The 19,700-nt window shown below is 33.6% G+C and carries 8 protein-coding genes and 3 pseudogenes; 6 read left to right on the top strand and 5 right to left on the bottom strand.

All coding sequences use genetic code 11. The features are described 5' to 3' along the window. Nucleotides 1–34: 34 nt before the first annotated feature. Entirely contained in the window at nt 35–2,185 is a 2,151-nt protein-coding gene (locus tag ACQ9BO_RS03660) for an Ig-like domain-containing protein (protein WP_431243671.1), read from the top strand. 246 nt (nt 2,186–2,431) lie between these two features. Here the strand turns inward: ACQ9BO_RS03660 and mfd are convergent. From mfd to ACQ9BO_RS03645, 3 genes and pseudogenes are all read right to left on the bottom strand, one after another. Continuing rightward, nucleotides 2,432–5,797, bottom strand: a pseudogene (mfd, locus tag ACQ9BO_RS03655) (transcription-repair coupling factor). Beyond that, complete coding sequence (locus ACQ9BO_RS03650) at nt 5,790–6,101, bottom strand: hypothetical protein (RefSeq protein WP_431243670.1); 312 nt, start codon at nt 6,099–6,101, stop codon at nt 5,790–5,792. Before ACQ9BO_RS03650 ends, mfd begins: the two are co-directional and overlap by 8 nt. Then, nucleotides 6,091–6,396, bottom strand: a complete 306-nt coding sequence (locus ACQ9BO_RS03645) for a hypothetical protein (protein WP_431243669.1) — start codon at nt 6,394–6,396, stop codon at nt 6,091–6,093. Before ACQ9BO_RS03645 ends, ACQ9BO_RS03650 begins: the two co-directional genes overlap by 11 nt. A 345-nt stretch (nt 6,397–6,741) precedes the next feature. On the opposite strand from ACQ9BO_RS03645, the pseudogene ACQ9BO_RS03640 reads away from it, so the two are divergent. Beyond that, nucleotides 6,742–7,680: pseudogene (locus tag ACQ9BO_RS03640) on the top strand (L-threonine 3-dehydrogenase). Between the two features lie 249 nt (nt 7,681–7,929). Here the strand turns inward: ACQ9BO_RS03640 and ACQ9BO_RS03635 are convergent. Then, nucleotides 7,930–9,810 (bottom strand): M1 family metallopeptidase, encoded by a 1,881-nt coding sequence (locus tag ACQ9BO_RS03635; RefSeq protein WP_431243668.1) that lies wholly within the window; start codon nt 9,808–9,810, stop codon nt 7,930–7,932. A 62-nt stretch (nt 9,811–9,872) separates the two neighbouring features. Next, a pseudogene (locus ACQ9BO_RS03630) lies at nt 9,873–11,508 on the bottom strand (S8 family peptidase). 292 nt (nt 11,509–11,800) lie between these two features. Here ACQ9BO_RS03630 and ACQ9BO_RS03625 point away from each other — a divergent pair. The 4 genes from ACQ9BO_RS03625 (at nt 11,801) to ACQ9BO_RS03610 (ending at nt 19,692) form a co-directional block, all read left to right on the top strand. Beyond that, nucleotides 11,801–13,705 carry a leucine-rich repeat domain-containing protein gene (locus ACQ9BO_RS03625; RefSeq protein WP_431243667.1) on the top strand — a complete coding sequence of 635 codons (1,905 nt, stop codon included), beginning with the start codon at nt 11,801–11,803 and terminating at the stop codon, nt 13,703–13,705. A gap of 59 nt (nt 13,706–13,764) precedes the next feature. Then, a complete protein-coding gene (locus tag ACQ9BO_RS03620; RefSeq protein ID WP_431243666.1) occupies nt 13,765–14,223 on the top strand; it encodes a hypothetical protein in 459 nt (152 codons plus the stop codon). Beyond that, the gene (locus tag ACQ9BO_RS03615; RefSeq protein ID WP_431243665.1) at nt 14,162–17,929 is read left to right on the top strand and encodes a leucine-rich repeat domain-containing protein; all 3,768 of its coding nucleotides are present in this window, start codon (nt 14,162–14,164) and stop codon (nt 17,927–17,929) included. The genes ACQ9BO_RS03620 and ACQ9BO_RS03615 overlap by 62 nt, the downstream gene beginning before the upstream one ends. Nucleotides 17,930–18,102: 173 nt before the next feature. Continuing rightward, nucleotides 18,103–19,692, top strand: coding sequence for a hypothetical protein (locus ACQ9BO_RS03610; RefSeq protein WP_431243664.1), 1,590 nt, complete (start codon nt 18,103–18,105; stop codon nt 19,690–19,692). Nucleotides 19,693–19,700: the final 8 nt, after the last annotated feature.

Below are 19,700 nucleotides of genomic sequence, written 5' to 3'. Positions count from 1 at the left end.
CACTAAAACATTAGGTACAGAAAAAGTAATCGTAATGTCGAATTTGAGAAATACTTCAAAGTCGTATGTTATCCCGGCGACCTTGGCAGGAACTTATGTAAATCCTTATAATAACAATGCTTCAGTAACTTTAACGGCTGGTTCTACACGTAATTTTGTTGCGTTCGAATATTTGGTTTTAACCAATACCAATGCTCCGGTTGTAGCCGTTACAGGAGTTTCGGTTAGCCCAACCTCAGCTACGGTTGGTTTAGGAACTACACAACAACTTAATGCAACAATTGCACCGGCAAACGCAACAAATCAAAACGTGACCTGGAGTTCAAGCAATACGGCTGTAGCAACTGTAAATACTTCTGGGTTAGTTACGGCAGTTTCTACAGGAACAGCAACAATTACTGTTACGACCGTTGACGGAAACAAAACAGCAACTTCGGCAATTACTGTTTCAACGATTCCAGTAACTTCAGTGGCCGTTTCGCCAACTTCTGCAAGTTTATATGCAGGAAATACGCAACAACTTACTGCAACAATTTCGCCTGCGAATGCAACCAATAAGAATGTAACTTGGTCATCAAGTAATACTGCAATAGCAACCGTAAATTCAAGCGGACTTGTGACTGCAATTGCGGCAGGAACAGCAACAATTACTGCAACTACACAAGACGGAAATAAAACGAATTCGGCAACAATTACAGTAAATCCGAATACTAATTTTACGGTTTATTTCTATAAACCATCAAACTGGGGAACTGGAATTAAAATCTATTATTGGAATGCATTGCCAACAGGAGTTTTAGCAACAGTAAACTGGCCAGGAGTAAATATGACCGATGCTGGAAATGGATGGTACAGCTACACATTTACAAATGTAACCTCAACAAATTTAATTTTCAACGACGGAACCAACCAAACTGCCGATTTGAGCAGAGATAAAAATGGATGGTTCATGAATAATACTTGGTACGATACAAATCCAGGAACTGTCGTTGCGGTAACAGGAGTTACATTATCGCCAACAACTGCCACATTATTAGTTGGTGCAACGCAACAATTGACGCCAACCGTTAATCCTGCAAATGCGACAAACAAAGCGGTAACTTACAGTTCAAGCAATACTGCGGTTGCAACTGTAAATAGTTCTGGATTAATAACTGCTGTCGCTTCAGGAACTTCAACAATAACTGCAACAACTCAGGATGGAGCAAAAACTGCAACTTGCGCTGTTACTGTAAATGCGGCAAATGTTGCGGTTACAAGTGTAAGTTTAAGTCCAACTTCGGCTTCATTAAATGTTGGCGGAACACAGCAATTAACACCAACCGTTAATCCCACAAACGCAACAAACAAATCTGTAAACTATAGTTCTAGCAACACAGCTGTAGCAACTGTAAACACTTCAGGTTTGGTAACCGCTGTAGCGAATGGAACTGCAACAATTACTGTTACAACAGTTGATGGAAGCAAAATAGCAACTTGCGCTGTAACGGTTTCAACTGCGGCTGGCGGAACTTATTACACGATCAAAAACAGATGGACTGGTGCTTACTTATCTGATGCCGGAACAAATGTTGGTTACGGAACAACCGTTTCAGGAAACAACTACAAATGGCAAAAAATCGCTATTGACGCCACTTATTTTGTGCTTAAAAATGTAGCAACCGGCGAATTGATGAATATCGAAAGTCAAACAGGAACTGTACAATGTAATATCACCGATACTACTTTCTGGAGTGCACAATGGTCTAGCGATTATATCGATGGAACTTGGGTTCGATTAAGAAACAGATGGCAAACAGGAAACATTATTCATATCGAAAACCAAACAGGTTCTGCACAATACGGAAATTCGCAAGATGGCTGGTACAGCGCGCAATGGCAATTGGAACCAACAACTGTTGGAACAGGAAAATCTGCTTTAAAAATTGATGAAGTTTCAGCGACTGAACCTGCAATTGGAATTTATCCGAATCCTGCAACTGGAAATGAATTTCATGTTTTAATGCCAGAATTACAAAATGGAGATGTTGCAGAAATTGTAGTTTCTGATATGACCGGAAGAACAGTTTTAACTGAAAGACTTACAACTTCAGGACAAATCAATCATAATTTATCTTCTGGAGTTTATATCGTAAATATTACTTCTAAAGATTTTAAAGCGACTAAAAAATTAATTATTAAGTAATTTCAATTTAGGTTTAAAATTAAATGCCGTATGAAGATTTCATACGGCATTTTTTATTTTTTAATTTTTTTTCGCCACGACTCGAGCGATAGCGAACAGACGAAGTAATTTCACCAATTAGCACGAATTATATTTTAAAAATTTTTGCCACAGATTAAACGGATTTACATGATTTTTTAATCCTGATAATCCTTTTAATCTGTGGCAAAAAGAATTAGTGCAAATTGGTGAAATTCGTGGCAAACTTTACTCCTCAAACAACTCCATCAACTCCAAAGCTCGTTTTATCGACTTCACATTCTCAAAAGTCAACAACAAACGTAATCCGTTCACAGTTTGTTTTTCTTTCATTTTGCAAAGATTACTGTGCTTCTGAACAAAATTCAAGACATTTCTAAACTTCACCGATTGGTAATAATCAGACTGCTGATCTGAAACGAAATAACCAATCATTTTGCCTTGTTTCAAGACTAATTTCTCAATTCCGACTTTCGTTGCAATCCATTTTATTCTGATGCTGTTTAATAAAGCAACAGCTTGTTTTGGTAATGGCCCGAAACGGTCAATCAATTTTTTCTCAAATTCCTGTAAACCAGCTTCGTCTTTTATTGCACCTAATTCGTTGTATAAAACCAAACGTTCTGAAACGTTATTGATATATTCATCTGGGAATAAAAGCTCAAAATCGGCATCTATTTGAATGTCTTTTACGTATTCTTTGGTGTCGATATCATTTTCTTCCGGATATAAATCTTTGAATTCATTTTCCTTCAATTCCTCGATTGCTTCGTTCATGATTTTTTGGTACGTATCAAAACCAATTTCATTAATGAAACCACTTTGTTCGCCACCTAATAAATCTCCAGCGCCACGAATTTCAAGATCTTTCATCGCAATATTGAAACCGCTTCCTAATTCACTAAATTGTTCCAATGCCTGAATACGTTTTCTGGCATCTTCCGTCATAGATGAATAAGGCGGACAGATGAAATAACAGAATGCTTTTTTGTTGCTTCGCCCTACTCGACCGCGCATTTGGTGCAAATCCGAAAGTCCGAAATTATTCGCATTATTAATGAAAATCGTGTTGGCATTTGGAACGTCCAAACCGCTTTCAATGATTGTTGTTGCTACCAAAACATCAAAATCTCCGTTCATGAAACCTAACATCAATTCTTCGAGTTTAGCGCCGTCCATTTGTCCGTGACCAATTCCGACTCTTGCATTCGGAACCAAACGCTGAATCATTCCGGCCACTTCTTTTATATTTTCGATTCGGTTATTGATAAAAAAACTTGTCCGTTTCGCTGAATTTCATACAGAATCGCGTCGCGAATAATCTCTTCATTAAAACCAACAACATTTGTTTCAATTGGATATCGATTTGGCGGAGGCGTTGTAATTACTGATAAATCTCGAGCCGCCATTAACGAAAACTGTAAAGTTCTCGGAATTGGCGTCGCCGTCAATGTCAACGTATCAACATTTGCGGCAATCGTTTTTAATTTATCTTTTACATTAACGCCAAACTTTTGTTCCTCATCAACAATCAATAAACCTAAGTCTTTAAAAACTACATTTTTGTTGACCAATTGATGCGTTCCAATTACGATATCGAGTTTTCCTTCAGCTAAATCCTTTAAGGTTTGTGTTTTTTGTTTTGCCGTTCTGAATCGGTTTAAATAACCAATTGAAACCGGCATATCTTTCAAACGTTCTGAGAAAGTTCGATAATGTTGGTACGCCAGAATCGTTGTCGGAACTAAAACCGCCACTTGTTTACTGTTATCAACCGCTTTAAAAGCAAGCACGAATTGCAACTTCTGTTTTTCCGAAACCAACGTCACCACAAACCAAACGGTCCATTGGGCGATCGCTTTCCATATCGGCTTTTACTTCAGCTGTCGATTTGGTTTGATCTGGAGTATCTTCGTAAATAAACGAACTTTCTAATTCGTTTTGCAAATAACTGTCAGGCGCAAACTGAAAACCTTTTTCTAATCGTCGTTTTGCATATAACTGAATTAAATTAAATGCAATATGCTTGACGCGCGCTTTGGTTTTTTGTTTTAAAACCTTCCAAGCGTTCGAACCTAATTTATAAATTTTTGGAGGCGTTCCGTCTTTTCCGTTGTATTTCGAAATTTTATGAAGCGAGTGAATACTCACATACACAATATCATTATCGGCATAAACCAATTTAATGGCTTCCTGTGTTTTTCCTTCAACTTGAATTTTCTGCAAGCCACCAAACTTTCCAATTCCGTGATCGATATGCGTTACATAATCGCCAACGGAAAGTGCGGTCAATTCTTTAAGCGTAATATTTTGCTTTTTAGAATATCCATTTTTAATGTTGAATTTATGATAACGCTCAAAAATCTGGTGATCGGTATAAGCCGTTATCTGATTTTCTTCGTCAATAAAACCTTGGTACAAAGGCAATACAATGGTATGATATTGTTTTCGGATGTTTTCTGAATTGGCTTCATCTAAAGATTCAAAAATATCATGAAAACGTTTTGCCTGTGTTTCATTCGAACAGAACAAATAATTTATGTATCCGTTAAAATGATTTTCGCTCAGATTATTCAGCAATAAATCAAATTGTTTGTTGAAAGAAGGCTGAGGCTGAATATGAAATTCGAATTTCTTAGTGGTTTTATAAACTGGTCTTGAAGCCAATTCTACAACTGAAAAATCCAAAGATCTTTTTATAAATGACGCCTGATTTAAAAACAATTGTTCAGGCGTGGCATGTTTTATTTCTTTCGAAAGTTTCTCAAATGCTTCTTCTGCCCTTGCAAATTGTTTATCTAATTGACTAAAAAGTCCTTCGGTATTTTGGATAAAAATGACTGTTTTCTCAGCAATATAATCTAAGAAACTCTCGCGGTTTTCCTGAAATAGTTTGTTTTCAACATTTGGGATAATCGTGATTTTTTTATGTGTCTGAACTGACAATTGCGTTTCAACATCAAAAGTTCTGATGCTGTCTACTTCATTTCCGAAAAACTCAATTCGGTACGGATGATCATTTGAAAAAGAAAATACATCGACAATTCCTCCACGAACCGAAAATTCGCCAGGTTCGGTGATAAAATCTACTCTTTTGAATTCATATTCAAACAAAACTTCGTTGATAAAATCAATCGAAATTTTATCGTTCAAAGCCACTTTTAACGTGTTTTTATCGAGTTCTCTTCTTGTTACTACTTTTTCAAAAAGTGCTTCTGGATACGTAACAATTACAGCAGGTTTTTTCTTGAATTAATTCTATTTAAAACCTCAGCGCGAAGCAAAACATTTGCGTTATCAGTTTCATCAATTTGGTAGGGACGACGAAATGAAGCGGGATAAAACAATACATCCTGCTCACCAATCATTTGTTCGAGATCGTTCAAGTAATAGGCCGCTTCTTCTTTGTTGTCTAAAACAATCAGAAAAGGAAGTTCCGTTTTCTTAAAAACAGATCGAATTATAAATGAAACCGCCGATCCCAACAAGCCGCTAAGGTTCATTTTAATCTGATTTCCTTCTAGCAAACTTGCCGCAATCTGCTTGCGCTTTTGGCAGATTATCGTATGTGGTATATAAGGCGTTTTTACTCAACTTTTGGTATATTTGGATCTATTGGCGTTGCCGAATTCGGAATCGCTCGTGTTGTATCTAACATTCTCAAGAAATCTTCTTCTCCTTGCTCTTTCGGAATTTTGGCTTTTTCGACAATTTTGTCCATTTGTCTTTCCAATGAAATAATTTCTTTGTTGATTTCACCAATTAAAAAAGTCACTTTATCATCTGGAATTGTGCTCAAATTGATAAACAAATCCATCATTTTAACTTTGGTAATCAAAATAGAAATTCTGCTTTTTATGGCTGGTTGATTTAATTCTGCAGGAATATTATTGTTCAACGCAATTGCTTTTTTGCAATCGCTTTTGATTTTTTTGAAATGCACCAATTGTTCTTCTAGGCTTGTCACCAAGTTCCTTTAAAAATTCGCGCCATTCATTCCATGTACTCGCATTTTTTTCTGCGACTTCATTAATTGGCTCGTCGATAAAGATCCAGGCTTTATTAATATTATTGAAGATTTTCTCATTCTTTTTGGCTACTTTTTGTTGTTCTGCAAGACGTTTTGCATTTTCATCCTGACAAGATTGCAACAGAAAAGTCAAAAGTAAAAAGAGAGCTATTTTATATTTCATTTGGCAAAACATTAAGTGGCAAAGTTACGAAGTAAATTTACAATTACGAAGGCTCTTTTTTGCTAAAGATTCTATAAATCAAGGTTATTTTTTCATCACTTCTCTAAACTTTTAAAATCACAAATTGGGATGCTTTTTTAAACTTTTTTTATCAATAAAAATGCTTTTTAGGAACGATTTTTAAAAGGCACACGGACACACTCTTATAGGCACAAAGGCACACCTCTGTAAAAGAGAATAATCCAACAAACAAACTTTTTCATTATTGAATTTATAATTTATGATTCTAAAAAGCATTCGTAATTGCGAAAACGTTATATTTGTGTCTCTTAAATCATTAAAGAAATGAATCCAAAAATATTGATCATTGGTGCCTGTGGACAAATTGGAACAGAGCTGACGCAAAAACTGCGTAAATTGTACGGAACCGAAAATGTAATCGCTTCTGACATTCGAAAACTAAATACTGATGTTGTTAATTCAGGGCCTTTTGAAGTGGTCAATGCTTTAGATTTTAACCAAATCGAACATCTTGTAGAAGTACATAAAATTACTGATGTTTATTTGATGGCGAGCACTTTTGTCTGCAACTGCTGAGAAAAACCCTGCTTTTGCTTGGGACTTGAATATGAATTCTCTTTTTCATGTTTTGAATTTGGCGAAAGCAAAAAAATTCAGAAGATTTTCTGGCCTTCGAGTATCGCTGTTTTTGGGCCAACAACTCCAAAAGAAAATACACCTCAATATACTGTAATGGAACCTTCGACTGTTTACGGAATCAGTAAACAAGCGGGCGAAAGATGGTGCGAATACTATCATAATATTTATGGCGTTGATGTTCGCAGTATTCGTTATCCGGGCTTAATTAGCTGGTCAACTCCTCCAGGTGGCGGAACTACTGATTATGCTGTTGATATTTTCTATAAAGCTATCGCCGATAAAAAATACGAATGCTTTTTATCATCTGAAACCAAAATGCCAATGATGTATATGGATGATGCAATCGATGCTACAATCAATATCATGCAAGCTCCGGCTGAAGAAATTAAAATTCACTCGTCATACAATTTGGCCGCAATGAGTTTTACTCCAACAGAAATTGTCGCCGAAATCAAAAAACATATTCCAGATTTTGAGATTACTTATAATCCAGATTTCCGTCAAAAAATTGCGGACAGCTGGCCGGCAAGTATTGATGATTCTTCAGCAAGAGAAGACTGGGGATGGAATCATAAGTTTGATTTGGAATCTATGACAAAAGATATGATTGAGCATTTGAGCTAATTATTTCTCAGCACAATTTGCTTTATATCATCAACTGAAAAATTCAATTGCCTCCAGCTAAAGCTGGAGGTTTTTTGTTGTAAAGTGAAGGGCTTTAGCCAAACTTTGATCGTTTGGCTAAAGCCTTTTATTTTCATTCATGTTCCTCCAGCTAAAGCTGGAGGCTATTCAAAAAACTTAATTTTATAAAAAGAAAAAGTCCCGTTTATTAATTTAAACGGGACTTTCTGTTTTTATTCTTTTTGAAGATTATTTCACTTCAAAAACATTATTTGTTTGTTTCACATCAGCCATTAATCCGCTTGGATCGATAGTGATTTTTTTGATTGCAGTTTTGCTTTTATCAATTGAAAAACTATAATTTGACTGCGCCCAAGCCCAGTCTTCTAAAACTGTTCTTTTCTCATTTGGATTTGGATTTGGCTTAATGAAATTCATCATTCTCAATGGAATATAAAATGTCTCCGAAGTTCCATCTGTATAATCCACTTTTAAGTCAATTGGCATTGGCATTCTTCCAATTCTTTCCAAAGTAACTGTTGTTTTTCCAGCATTATCCGCAACATCTTTGATTCCGTAATCAATTGTATTTGCTGTTTGTGCCCAATCCACTAAATACCAATCTAATTCAGCGCCAGAAACTCTTTCTGCTGATCTTTTGATATCATTTGGAGTTGGATGCTTGAATTTAAAATCACTGTAATATCTTTTCAAAGTTTTGTCAAGGTTTTCTTTTCCGATTACATATTCCAATTGTGAAAGGAAAATGCTTCCTTTTACGTAAGATGAAATACTGTATGGACGATTTTCGTCATAACGGTCACCGTGCGTAGTTTGTGGTTGTTCTTTTCCAGAATTTACTAAACTATAATAAGCTTTATAATTTCCTTCAAACGGATTCGCCTCTTTTTTATCACCTTTTAATTCGTTCAAAGCGCTGTCTTCGATATAAGTTGTGAAACCTTCGTCCATCCAAGGATGTTTTGATTCGTTTGAAGCCAAAATATGTTGGAACCAAGAGTGTCCTAATTCGTGTGTTGCAGTTCCTAGAATTCCTTCAAGTGTTCCGCTTCCAAGCATCAAAGTACACATTGCATACTCCATTCCCCCGTCTCCACCTTGAATAAATGAATATTGCTTATAAGGATATTGCCCAACTCTGTGGTTGTAGTAGTCCATAACTTTAACCATTAAAGGCTCAAGTTGTTTCCAATTTGCAGTTGTTTTTTCGTCATTTTTGTAGAAGAAATGCAAATCAACATCATTTGGTCCTTTTACAATATCATGCGTGTATGCTTTATCAGCCGCCCAAGTAAAATCATGAACATTTGGCGCGATAAAATGCCAAGTCAATGTTTTTGTTTTTTTAGGATAAGTCACTGTTACGCCAGCATCTTCATAGCCATGTCCGATTGAATTTTTGTCTTGCAAATATCCTGAACCTCCGATTGTATAGTCTTTATCAATTGTAATTTTTACGTCAAAATCTCCCCAAACTCCGTGAAATTCACGAGCAATATAAGGATCTGCGTGCCATCCTTCAAAATCAAATTCGGCTAATTTTGGGTACCATTGCGACATTGAAAGCTCAACTCCTTCTTTATTATTTCGCCCAGAGCGACGAATTTGAACTGGAACTTGTCCATCAAAATCTAAGGTGAAAGTTGTTTTTGAATTTGGCAAAATTGGTTTCGCCAAAGTCACTTCTAAAATTGTAGATGAAAGTCTTGTTTGAGCAACAACACCATCTTGTTTAAAATTGCTGATTTTCAGAAAACCGATTTCATTTGGCTTCAAAGTTTCAATTCGGCTTTGTTTTATTTCTTTTCCTTCAGCATCTTTAACTTTATTCACCATTCTTGCATCTGGGTCTTTTATAGAATGCAAACGTGCATCCATTTCGCTTCCTGGCTGAAAAGCATTTGGATATAAATGATAGAAAACTTTTCTTAAAGTATCAGGAGAATTGTTGGTATAAACTAATTCTTGTTTTCCTTTGTATTGATAGGTCTTTACATCCATCGATACTTCCATTTTATAATCGACATGTTGTTGCCAATATGGAGCGCTTTGAGCAAAAACAGAGTTTAAACCTAAACTCAGAAAGGATAATAGTACAATTTTTCGCATGGTTATTTTAATGAAAATGGAAGAGCCGCCGCCCTTCCATCGGATTAATATATTCTGTTTTGTTATTTTTTTGACATTTTTTCGGCCATAAGCAACGCATTGTAAGCATTTACCATTTTAGCTGTTCTAGATGATTCTGTTGATGAAACTGTCGCTGGTTTTTCGCCTGTTTCTTCATTTTCGCCCAAAACTACTTTTGAAGGAAGCGCCACTCCAGAATCCATTAAAATTTGTTTCACCTGAACTGCTTTCAATTTTGGATAATATGAACGAATCAATGCCGCTACACCAGCAACATTTGGAGATGCCATTGAAGTTCCTTGCAAATATTTGTATTTATTGTTTGGAACTGTTGCATAAATTTCTTCTCCCGGAGCAAAAACATCAACATTTATTTTTCCGAAATTTGAAAATCCTGCTACTACATTTTCGCCATATTGTTTGTTAATCGCGCCAACAGTGATTACATTGTTTGTAAACTCGTTTACATTGTCTTTAGAATCATTTGGATAATTGATGTTTTTTGTTTCATCAATATTATATCCATCATTACCTGCGGCGTGTACGATCAAAACATCTTTTTCTGTCGCATATTTCAGCGCATCGTAAACCCAGTCTTTATGTGGTGAAAAGCTTTTTCCAAAACTTCCGTTGATTACTTTTGCTCCATTGTCAACTGCATAGCGAATCGCAAGTGCAATATCCTTATCATATTCATCTCCATCTGGCACTGCTCTTACAGTCAAGATTTCAACATTGTTTGTGATTCCGTCTCCTCCTAAATTATTGCCACGGACTTGTCCAATAATTCCAGCAACGTGAGTTCCGTGTAATGCTTTTTCTTTATCTGGACCAAAAACAATATTGTTCCCATAATGATTGTTTTTGATATCATCAGGGTTATCGCCTACGATTTTTCTTCCATCGTATTCTTTATTTAAGTTGTAATTCAACTCATCATAAACTTGCTCTCTATACTCTTCAAAATCAGCCTCGGGATCAAAAGTCGGGCCTGCATTTGTGAAAATCTGAGTCATAACCATTTTAGATCTTGCTACTTTTGGATCTGTAGAAGTTAAAGTGTTTAAGTCCTCAACTTTATACGTTGTTTTTCCTAACTCTTTTTTGATTGTATTATGAACGTCAAGCAAGAAGTCAACTTGTTGTTTATTTTTTAAAGCTTCATCGTACTTGTCATTATATTGTGCCAAAGCGACTTTATATTGAGCAGAACCGTCATCGCCTTTTTTCACAATACGTGTCAACTCAAGATTTTCGTGAACGGCATTGCCAAGAAAATTCCAACCGTGAACATCATCAATGAACCCGTTTTTGTCATCATCGATTCCGTTGCCTGGAATTTCTTTTGGGTTTGTCCAAATCATTCCTTGCAAATCTTCATGCTCGATATCAATGCCAGAATCTACAATCCCAACGATTACTTTCTGGCCTGTTTTTCCTTGCAATAATTCGGCGTAAGCCCTATCAACACTCATTCCTGGGATAGAATCTTTTACCAAATCTAGGTGACTCCATCTTTTTAGTTCATTTTCTGTGACTGGTGCCTTTTTCACAACAGCCAAAGGTGCCTTAATAAATTCTTTAGAAGCGAGCAGATTGCGCTTGTAAAGTAGTGCCGCATCCTGCTAAAACCAATAAAGCAAAAGCAGATAATTTTAAGGGTTTTATATGACTCATGTGATTAAATGTATCGTTAAAGTTAAAAGATGGGCCTAAATTAGGACTTTTTGTTACAAAAAGCTAACCATTAACACTGTCTTATGATTATTTAAATTTACTTTAAGGAAACAGAAAGCTTACAAAAGACTCTTTGTATCAAATACTTAAAACTAATCTTATAAAATTTTAAAGGTTTTTTATTTTTTGGGTTTTCAAAAATCTGAAGATCAAATAAATGATTACGGTTTTCCGTAAGGAAACTCAACTGAAATTACTTATTCTTGCCCTACCTTATCACTAATTTAATCCTATGAAGACAAAACTACTTTTATTATTTTCTTTAATCACTTTCTCAAACTTTGCACAAACTGTACCCTCTTATGTGCCTAAAAGTGGCTTAATTGGTTATTATCCTTTTGATAATAACGCAAATGATATAAGCGGAAATCTTAATAATGGTACTGTGAATGGTGCTGTATTGACGCAAGACAGAACAGGAAAATCTAATAGCGCTTATAGTTTTGATGGAATCAGCAACTATATTGACGTTAATGTTACCAATATTCCTCAAGGCAACGCCGCAAGAACAATTTCTGGTTGGTTTAAAACAAACACTCCAAATTCTGGCGAGAATGGAGATGTATCTATCTTTAATTATGGTTCTTTATCAAGATTGCGCCGATTTGGTCTTACCATTTACTCAAAAGGCTATCTTCAAACTACGACTGGCCCCAATCAAGTGGGGGATGATTTTTATGTAAACAATTTTAATTACTTAAGTAATGACTGGTACTTTTTTACACTTACTTATAATGGAACTAAAGTATCTTTGTATGTAAATGGAGTTTTGGCTTCTGAAAAAGCGGCTAATTTAAGCACTCTAAACAATATTTTTAGAATAGGAAAACGAATCTCGGGAGATACAACTAATGAATATTTTAAAGGAACAATAGATGATATTGGTATTTGGAATCGTGCATTAACATCGCAAGAAATTTTGGCTATGTATGTAGATGCACCTGAAAGACTTGACCTTTACACCTTAATTCCAGATGCTAATTTTGAGCAAAAACTTATTGAATTAGGGATTGACACTGACGGTAAGAATGGAAAAGTGCTGACAAATAATATTAAAAACGTAAAATCTCTAGAAATTGACACTAGAACCGTTGCTGACTTAACAGGAATTGAAGGTTTTACCGCTTTAGAGACATTGGTTTGCTCAGGAAAAACTGCAATAAGATTTGAAGGAGGCGATGGTAAACTAACTACATTGGATGTTTCAAAAAACTTAAACTTAAAAACTTTAGATTGTAATTCAAACCAGCTAACTAATCTTGACGTTTCTAAAAATCCAGATTTAAGGACTTTAAATATTAATGGTAATAAAATAACGTCAATTGACGTCACTAAAAATCTGTATTTATATAAATTAAGCACTAGTCTTAATCCACTTACAACTATAGATGTTTCTAAAAACTTAAATCTAAATATACTGGATGTTTCGGGTACAAAATTAACCGAAATCGATGTTTCACAAGACATTGCATTGACGAACTTAAATATAAGCGGCATTAACATCCCAACTATAGATGTTTCTCAAAACATTAATTTAACGTCCTTGTATTGCGACGGGACTAATTCATTGACTTCTCTTGATCTCTCTAAAAACACAAAATTATATGCTTTAAGCTGTACTTATAACAAAATAACCTCTCTTGATCTTTCTAAAAATTTAGCTCTAACGCGTTTATTTTGCGAGTCAAATCAACTGACAACTCTTGACGTTTCTAAAAACACAGCCTTAACTGAATTAAATTTCTCCGATAATAAGATAAGTTCTATTGATATATCAAAATGTACCTCGTTAACAAACTTAAATTGTACTAATAACTTACTTACTGATGTAAATCTTAGCGCAAACACAAAACTAGACAAAGCAATTCTTGACAAAAATAGTTTCACAACTCTTGATGTTTCTAAAAATACAGCTTTGAAAACGCTTTGGTGTGGAGAAAATCAATTAACATCGATAACGCTTCCTGAAAGTAATACACTTGAAGTACTATATCTAAACAGCAACAAATTTACTGCGCTTGATATTTCAAAATATACTGCTTTAAAAGAATTTGTCTGCTCTACAAACCAATTGACTGCTATTGATGTTTCTAAAAATACAGCACTAACTTTTTTCATTGCCATGAAAATAATCTGACAAATCTTGATATAACCAAAAACACTTTAATAACAAGCTTGTATTGCCAAACTAACCAATTGAGCACAATAGATGTTTCTAAAAACAAGGCTTTAACAACTTTTTGGTGTTATGGAAATCAGCTAACAAGTTTAGATGTATCGCAAAATACAGCTTTGACAAAATTGGCGTGTCATAAAAATAAACTGACTACCTTAAATGTTAAAAACGGCAATAATTCTAATTTAAATATTTACAATTCTGGTTTTACAAACAATCCAGATTTAACTTGTATTCAGGTTGATGATGTGGCTTATGCCAATACAAATTGGACAGCAAAAAAAGATGCAACAGCAAGCTTTAACACCTATTGCACAGATGGATACACATTGATTCCCGATGTCAATTTTGAGAATAAATTAATCGCTTTGGATCTTGATTCTGGAGTTGCAGACGGAAAAGTTTTGACTGAAAAAATTGCTCGCTGTTACCAATTTAAATATAAGCTCAAGCTCTATTTCAGATTTAACTGGAATTGAAGGTTTTACTTCTTTAACCTATTTAGCATGTGATTCAAATAACCTAAAAAGTATAAATGTAAGCAAGAATACATCTTTAACAGACCTACATTGTGGCGGAAATAAATTGACAACTTTAGACTTAGATAAAAATATAGCTCTAAAAAAATTAACTTGCTCATCAAATCAATTAAAGAGCTTAAACATTAGTAAATGCTCAGAATTAGAATTCATACAGTGTTTTTACAATTCTCTGACATCTTTAGATTTAAGCAATAACACTAAGTTGCAAATTTTAGATTGCGGCAACAACCAATTAGCCAATTTATCACTTGACAAGAACGTAAATTTACTTGCCTTAACTGCCGAAAATAATCAATTAACAACTTTAGATGTAAAGGATAATCTTATTTTAGATTTATTAGATTTTAGTGGCAATCAGATAAAAACAATAGACATCTCAAAACAAAAAAACTTAACTCAATTATTTTGCGAGTCTAATGATTTAAAAATGTTAGACGCTAGTCAAAATAAGGCTTTAACTATTTTGAATTGTTCAAATAATGCGTCTTTACAAAATTTAAATTTAAAAAACGGAAATAACAAAAACTTCCTAACTCAAGCACTGAAATTATCTAATAATCCGGCATTAACTTGTATTGAAGTAGATGATGTTGACTATTCAAACAATAATTGGGTAGACAAAAAAGACACAACTGCAAATTACAATTTAGATTGTCCAGATTTCTTTACTCTAATTCCTGACAAAAATTTCGAGCAAAAATTAATTGATTTAGGAATTGATTCAGGAACTCCAGACGGAAAAGTTGCAACTTCTTCTATTAATTATGTTGTTACCTTAGATGTTGCCGACAGCAATATTTCAGATTTAACAGGATTACAGGATTTTGCATCGTTAAAATACTTTTTCTGCGACCGTAACAAACTGACGACTGCTGATTTTAGCAAAAATTTAATGTTAGAGAATATTGGTATTTTAGATAATGCTTTTACAAGTATAGATGTAACAAAAAATACCAAACTCCATACTTTAGAACTTTCTAAAAACCAAATTTCAACTGTAGATTTAAGCCAAAATACAAATCTTCAAAGATTAGGTTTTGAGAATAACAATTTAAAAGAAATTGATCTGAGCCATAATACTCAATTATGGTTTATAAGCGGTTTTGGAAATCAGTTAACAAATCTTGATCTTTCAAAAAACACAGCATTAACCACTTTAAACGTATCAAACAATAAATTGGTTGAACTAAACTTGAGAAATGGAAAAAACACCATTCTAGACTCCTCTTTAAATCTAAAAAACAATCCAGATTTAACTTGTATATTAGTAGATGATGTCGCTTATGCAAATAAAAATTGGACATCTTATAAAGATGCCACAGCTTCATTTTCGTTGGACTGTTTACCTACATACACTTTAATTCCCGATGTTAACTTTGAGCAAAAATTAATTTCTCTTGGTTTAGATTCAGGCGCAACAGATGGAAAAGTTTTAACGTCAAATATTTCTACTGTAAAAGATATGGATCTTTACTATAGCAATATTTCTGATCTTACAGGAATAGAGAATTTTAAAGCTTTAGATTCTTTAAATGTAATGTCAAACAAATTGACGCGCTTAGATCTTTCTAAAAATTTGGCATTAAAATATCTTGTTGCTAATTATAATAATTTAACAACGATTGATCTTTCAAAAAATGTTGCTCTTGAAAACTTAGTTATATCTAATAATAGTTTAAAAGCCATCGATGTTTCAAAGAATCTTAATTTGCAATATTTAGCTTGTTCGTCAAATCAAATAACAGATATTGATGTTTCAAATAACAAACAATTACGATTATTATGGTGCGAAAGAAACCAGTTAACAAACTTGGATGTTTCTAAAAACACGAATTTAGCTACTATTCTCTGCTCCGAAAATCCGTTGCTGACCAATGTAAACTTAAAAAATGGAAACAATGGCGTGATGCAATTGGAATCGTATGTAATTAACTTTTCAAAAAATCCTTTGCTTAAATGTATCGTTGTTGACAATGCCATTTATTCTAATGAAAAATGGTCTACTTTTAAAGATGCTACAGCATCATATTCAACTGTAGATTGCGCTACCGTAACAGCAATACCAGACCCAGCTTTTGAGGACAAACTAATTGCTTTAGGAATCGACAAAGATGGAAAAAACGGAACTGTTTTAAATAGCAGTATTTCAAATGTAACTTCTTTAAATGTCTTAGCTAGCAATATCAAAGACTTAACAGGGATTAAAGGTTTCGCAAGTTTACAAACTCTTAATTGCGGCGGAAATCAATTAGCGGCGCTGGATGTTTCACAAAACAAAAGTTTGGCTTCTCTTGATTGCAGCGGCAATAAATTAGTTTCTTTAAACCTGAAAAATGGAAACAATAAAAACTTTAACAGCAATTCTAACTTTACTAAAAATTTAGATTTAAACTGTATTCAGGTTGATGATGAAGCTTATTCAAACCAAAACTGGACAAGCTTTAAAGACAGCTCTGCAAATTACAATGTAGATTGTACCTCTTACACAACAATTACCGATACGGCTTTTGAACAAAAGTTAATCGATTTGGGAATTGACAAAGATGGACTTAACGGAAAAATTGCCACCGCCGATATTAGCTCAATTATATCTTTGGATTTATCAAATTCTAATATTACTGATTTATCTGGTCTGGAAAACTTTACAGCTTTGACTTATTTAGATTGTGACAATAACAACTTAACTTCAATTGATGTCAGCAAAAACACACTATTAACAAAACTTTCGCTGAACAATAATAAATTGACGAGTTTAGATGTAACTAAAAATACTGAATTATTTAATCTTGCATTCAGTAACAATAAAATTTCATCAATTGATTTGTCTCAGAATAAAAAAGTTCATTACGTAATTGCTGATCAAAATTTACTGACAAGCATTGATTTTTCTGCAAATCCTGAATTAGAAATCATTTATTGCGGCCAAAATAATCTGACGTCATTAAACGTATCAAACCTGCCAAATCTAAAAGATTTGAACTGTATTTATACTAATATTTCACAGCTTGATGTTACATCAAATCCGAAACTGGAAAATCTTTATTTCAATAATGCAAAATTGACAACATTAGATTTGAGCAAAAATCCATTATTGAAAAGATTGAATGTCAGCAACAATCAGTTAACAACTTTGGATATTTCTCATAATCCTCTATTAGAACTTATTTTTGTAGAATTTAATCCTTTAGTGTCGCTGAATGTTAAAAATGGCAATAATAAAAACTTTATTCTACCAACTCAAACTGGCAAAAAGACAGCGGCTTCCATCTATACAAGTTTCTTAAACAATTCAAGCCTTACTTGTATCAAAGTTGACGATGTTGCTTATTCTAATGCAAACTGGTCGAAGATAAAAGAAACAACGACAAGCTATTCAGAAACTTGTACACTTGGTCTTGAAGATTCTGTTTTTGGAAAAGCGGTGGTTTATCCGAATCCAACAAAAGGCGAAGTTAACATTCAGAATGTTTCTGTAGAAAAAGTTACCGTTTATGATACAACTGGCAAATTGGTAAAATCATTCCAATTAAATTCAAATGAATCGAATACTAAAATTGATTTGTCTGGATTACCAAGAGGTGTTTATTATTTGTACTTAATTAATCAAGATGCTTCTTCAGTGAAGAAAATTGTTGTAGAATAATAAAAAGTCCAAAAACCATAAAAGCTCCATTTTCAATTAGTTGAAAATGGAGCTTTTTATTTAATATAACACACATGCTTTTTTAATTAAAAGAAAGCCTGCTTACGGTTTTCCGTAAGGAATTCTAAGCAAAAACAAGTACTATTGCGCGACATTATTTCTAAAATTATTCTATGAAAACAAAACTACTCTTGTTGCTGTTTTTGGCAAATTTTTCTATTTATGCACAATACACATCGATTCCGGATCTTAATTTTGAAAAATTCCTAATCAATGAAAAATATGATTCTGGAACTCCTGATGGTCAGGTTTTAACTGCAAACATTGCTTCCTTAAAAACATTAAATGTCAGCGGATTGAATATTAATGACTTAACCGGTATTCAGGATTTTAAAGCATTAACTCAGTTAATTTGTTCTTTTAACAATTTAACATCTCTTAATGTTTCTACCAACACTTCACTGGTTACTTTGAATTGTTTTTCAAACAAATTAACAAGTTTAAATGTTAGCAAAAATACTGCTCTGACAAGCTTAAATTGTGCGACCAATTTAATTACAAGTCTTGATGTCACTGCTAATTTAAATTTAACAACCTTAAATTGTTATGACAACAAACTAAAAGACCTGAATGTCACTAAAAATTTATCTCTGAAAGAAATTAATTGTAGTGCCAACGATTTTACAAACGGAATAAATTTAACTAACAATACAGCATTAACTTTTATAAACTGTAATTTCAGCAACTTAACCATTCTTGACGTTTCATCTAATCTATCTTTACAAAGTTTGAATTGTCAAGGCAATAATTTAAAGACATTAGATGTTTCTAAAAATTCTAGTCTTACGTTTTTAGATTGTTCTTCAAATAAACTTACTACTATCAATTTAAAGAATGGCAGTAACACTCGTTTAGCTACTACTTCAACTTTTAAAAACAACCCAGACCTGACTTGTATCCAGGTAGACAATGTCGCTTATTCTAATTTGAATTGGGCAAGTATTAAGGATACAGCTCCAAATTATGCAATTTCATGCGATGATCAGCAATATACATTAATACCTGATGCCGAATTTGAAAGATACTTAATTAGTCTTGGTTACGATAAAGACGGCGTTAATGGAAAAGTGCTTACAAGTGCAATTTCTAATGTAAAAACATTAAGAATCTATTTTACTACCGTTAGCATTAAGGACATAACAGGAATAGAAGGTTTTACAGCTCTTGAAAGCCTGACTTATGGAGGTACTACATATGGGTTGACTTCTATAGATCTTTCAAAAAACATAATGTTGAAGACACTTGATCTAACAAGTAATAAATTAACAACAATCGACCTTTCAAAGAATGTTAATCTGGAGAGTTTAACTCTTAGCAGTAATCCATTAACAAAATTAGATCTTTCAAGCAATACTAAACTGACAACCTTAATTTTACAGCGTAATTCACTTGAAACGCTAAACCTAACAAATAATAAAAGCTTAACCCTTCTTGATTGTTATAATAATAACTTCGTAAACGCTGTCGACTTATCTCAAAATACATTATTAACCAGTGTAGACTTTGGTGCCAACAAATTAACGAATGTAAATTTTGACAACAATACTGCACTAAAAACGATAAAACTGAATGGGAATAAGTTAACAACTTTAAATCTTTCTAAAAATATAGCATTGGAAAGTTTAATTTGTGAAAATAATACTTTGACGACTTTAGATCTTAGTGCAAACGTAAATTTAAAGACCGTTACCTGCGAGCAATAATCAGTTAA

Origin of the sequence: Flavobacterium sp. P21 (assembly GCF_050632225.1) — a bacterium.
Lineage (GTDB): Bacteria > Bacteroidota > Bacteroidia > Flavobacteriales > Flavobacteriaceae > Flavobacterium.
The sequence above is the reverse complement of the archived record's forward strand: the minus strand, read 5'-3'. Positions and strand labels throughout refer to the sequence as shown.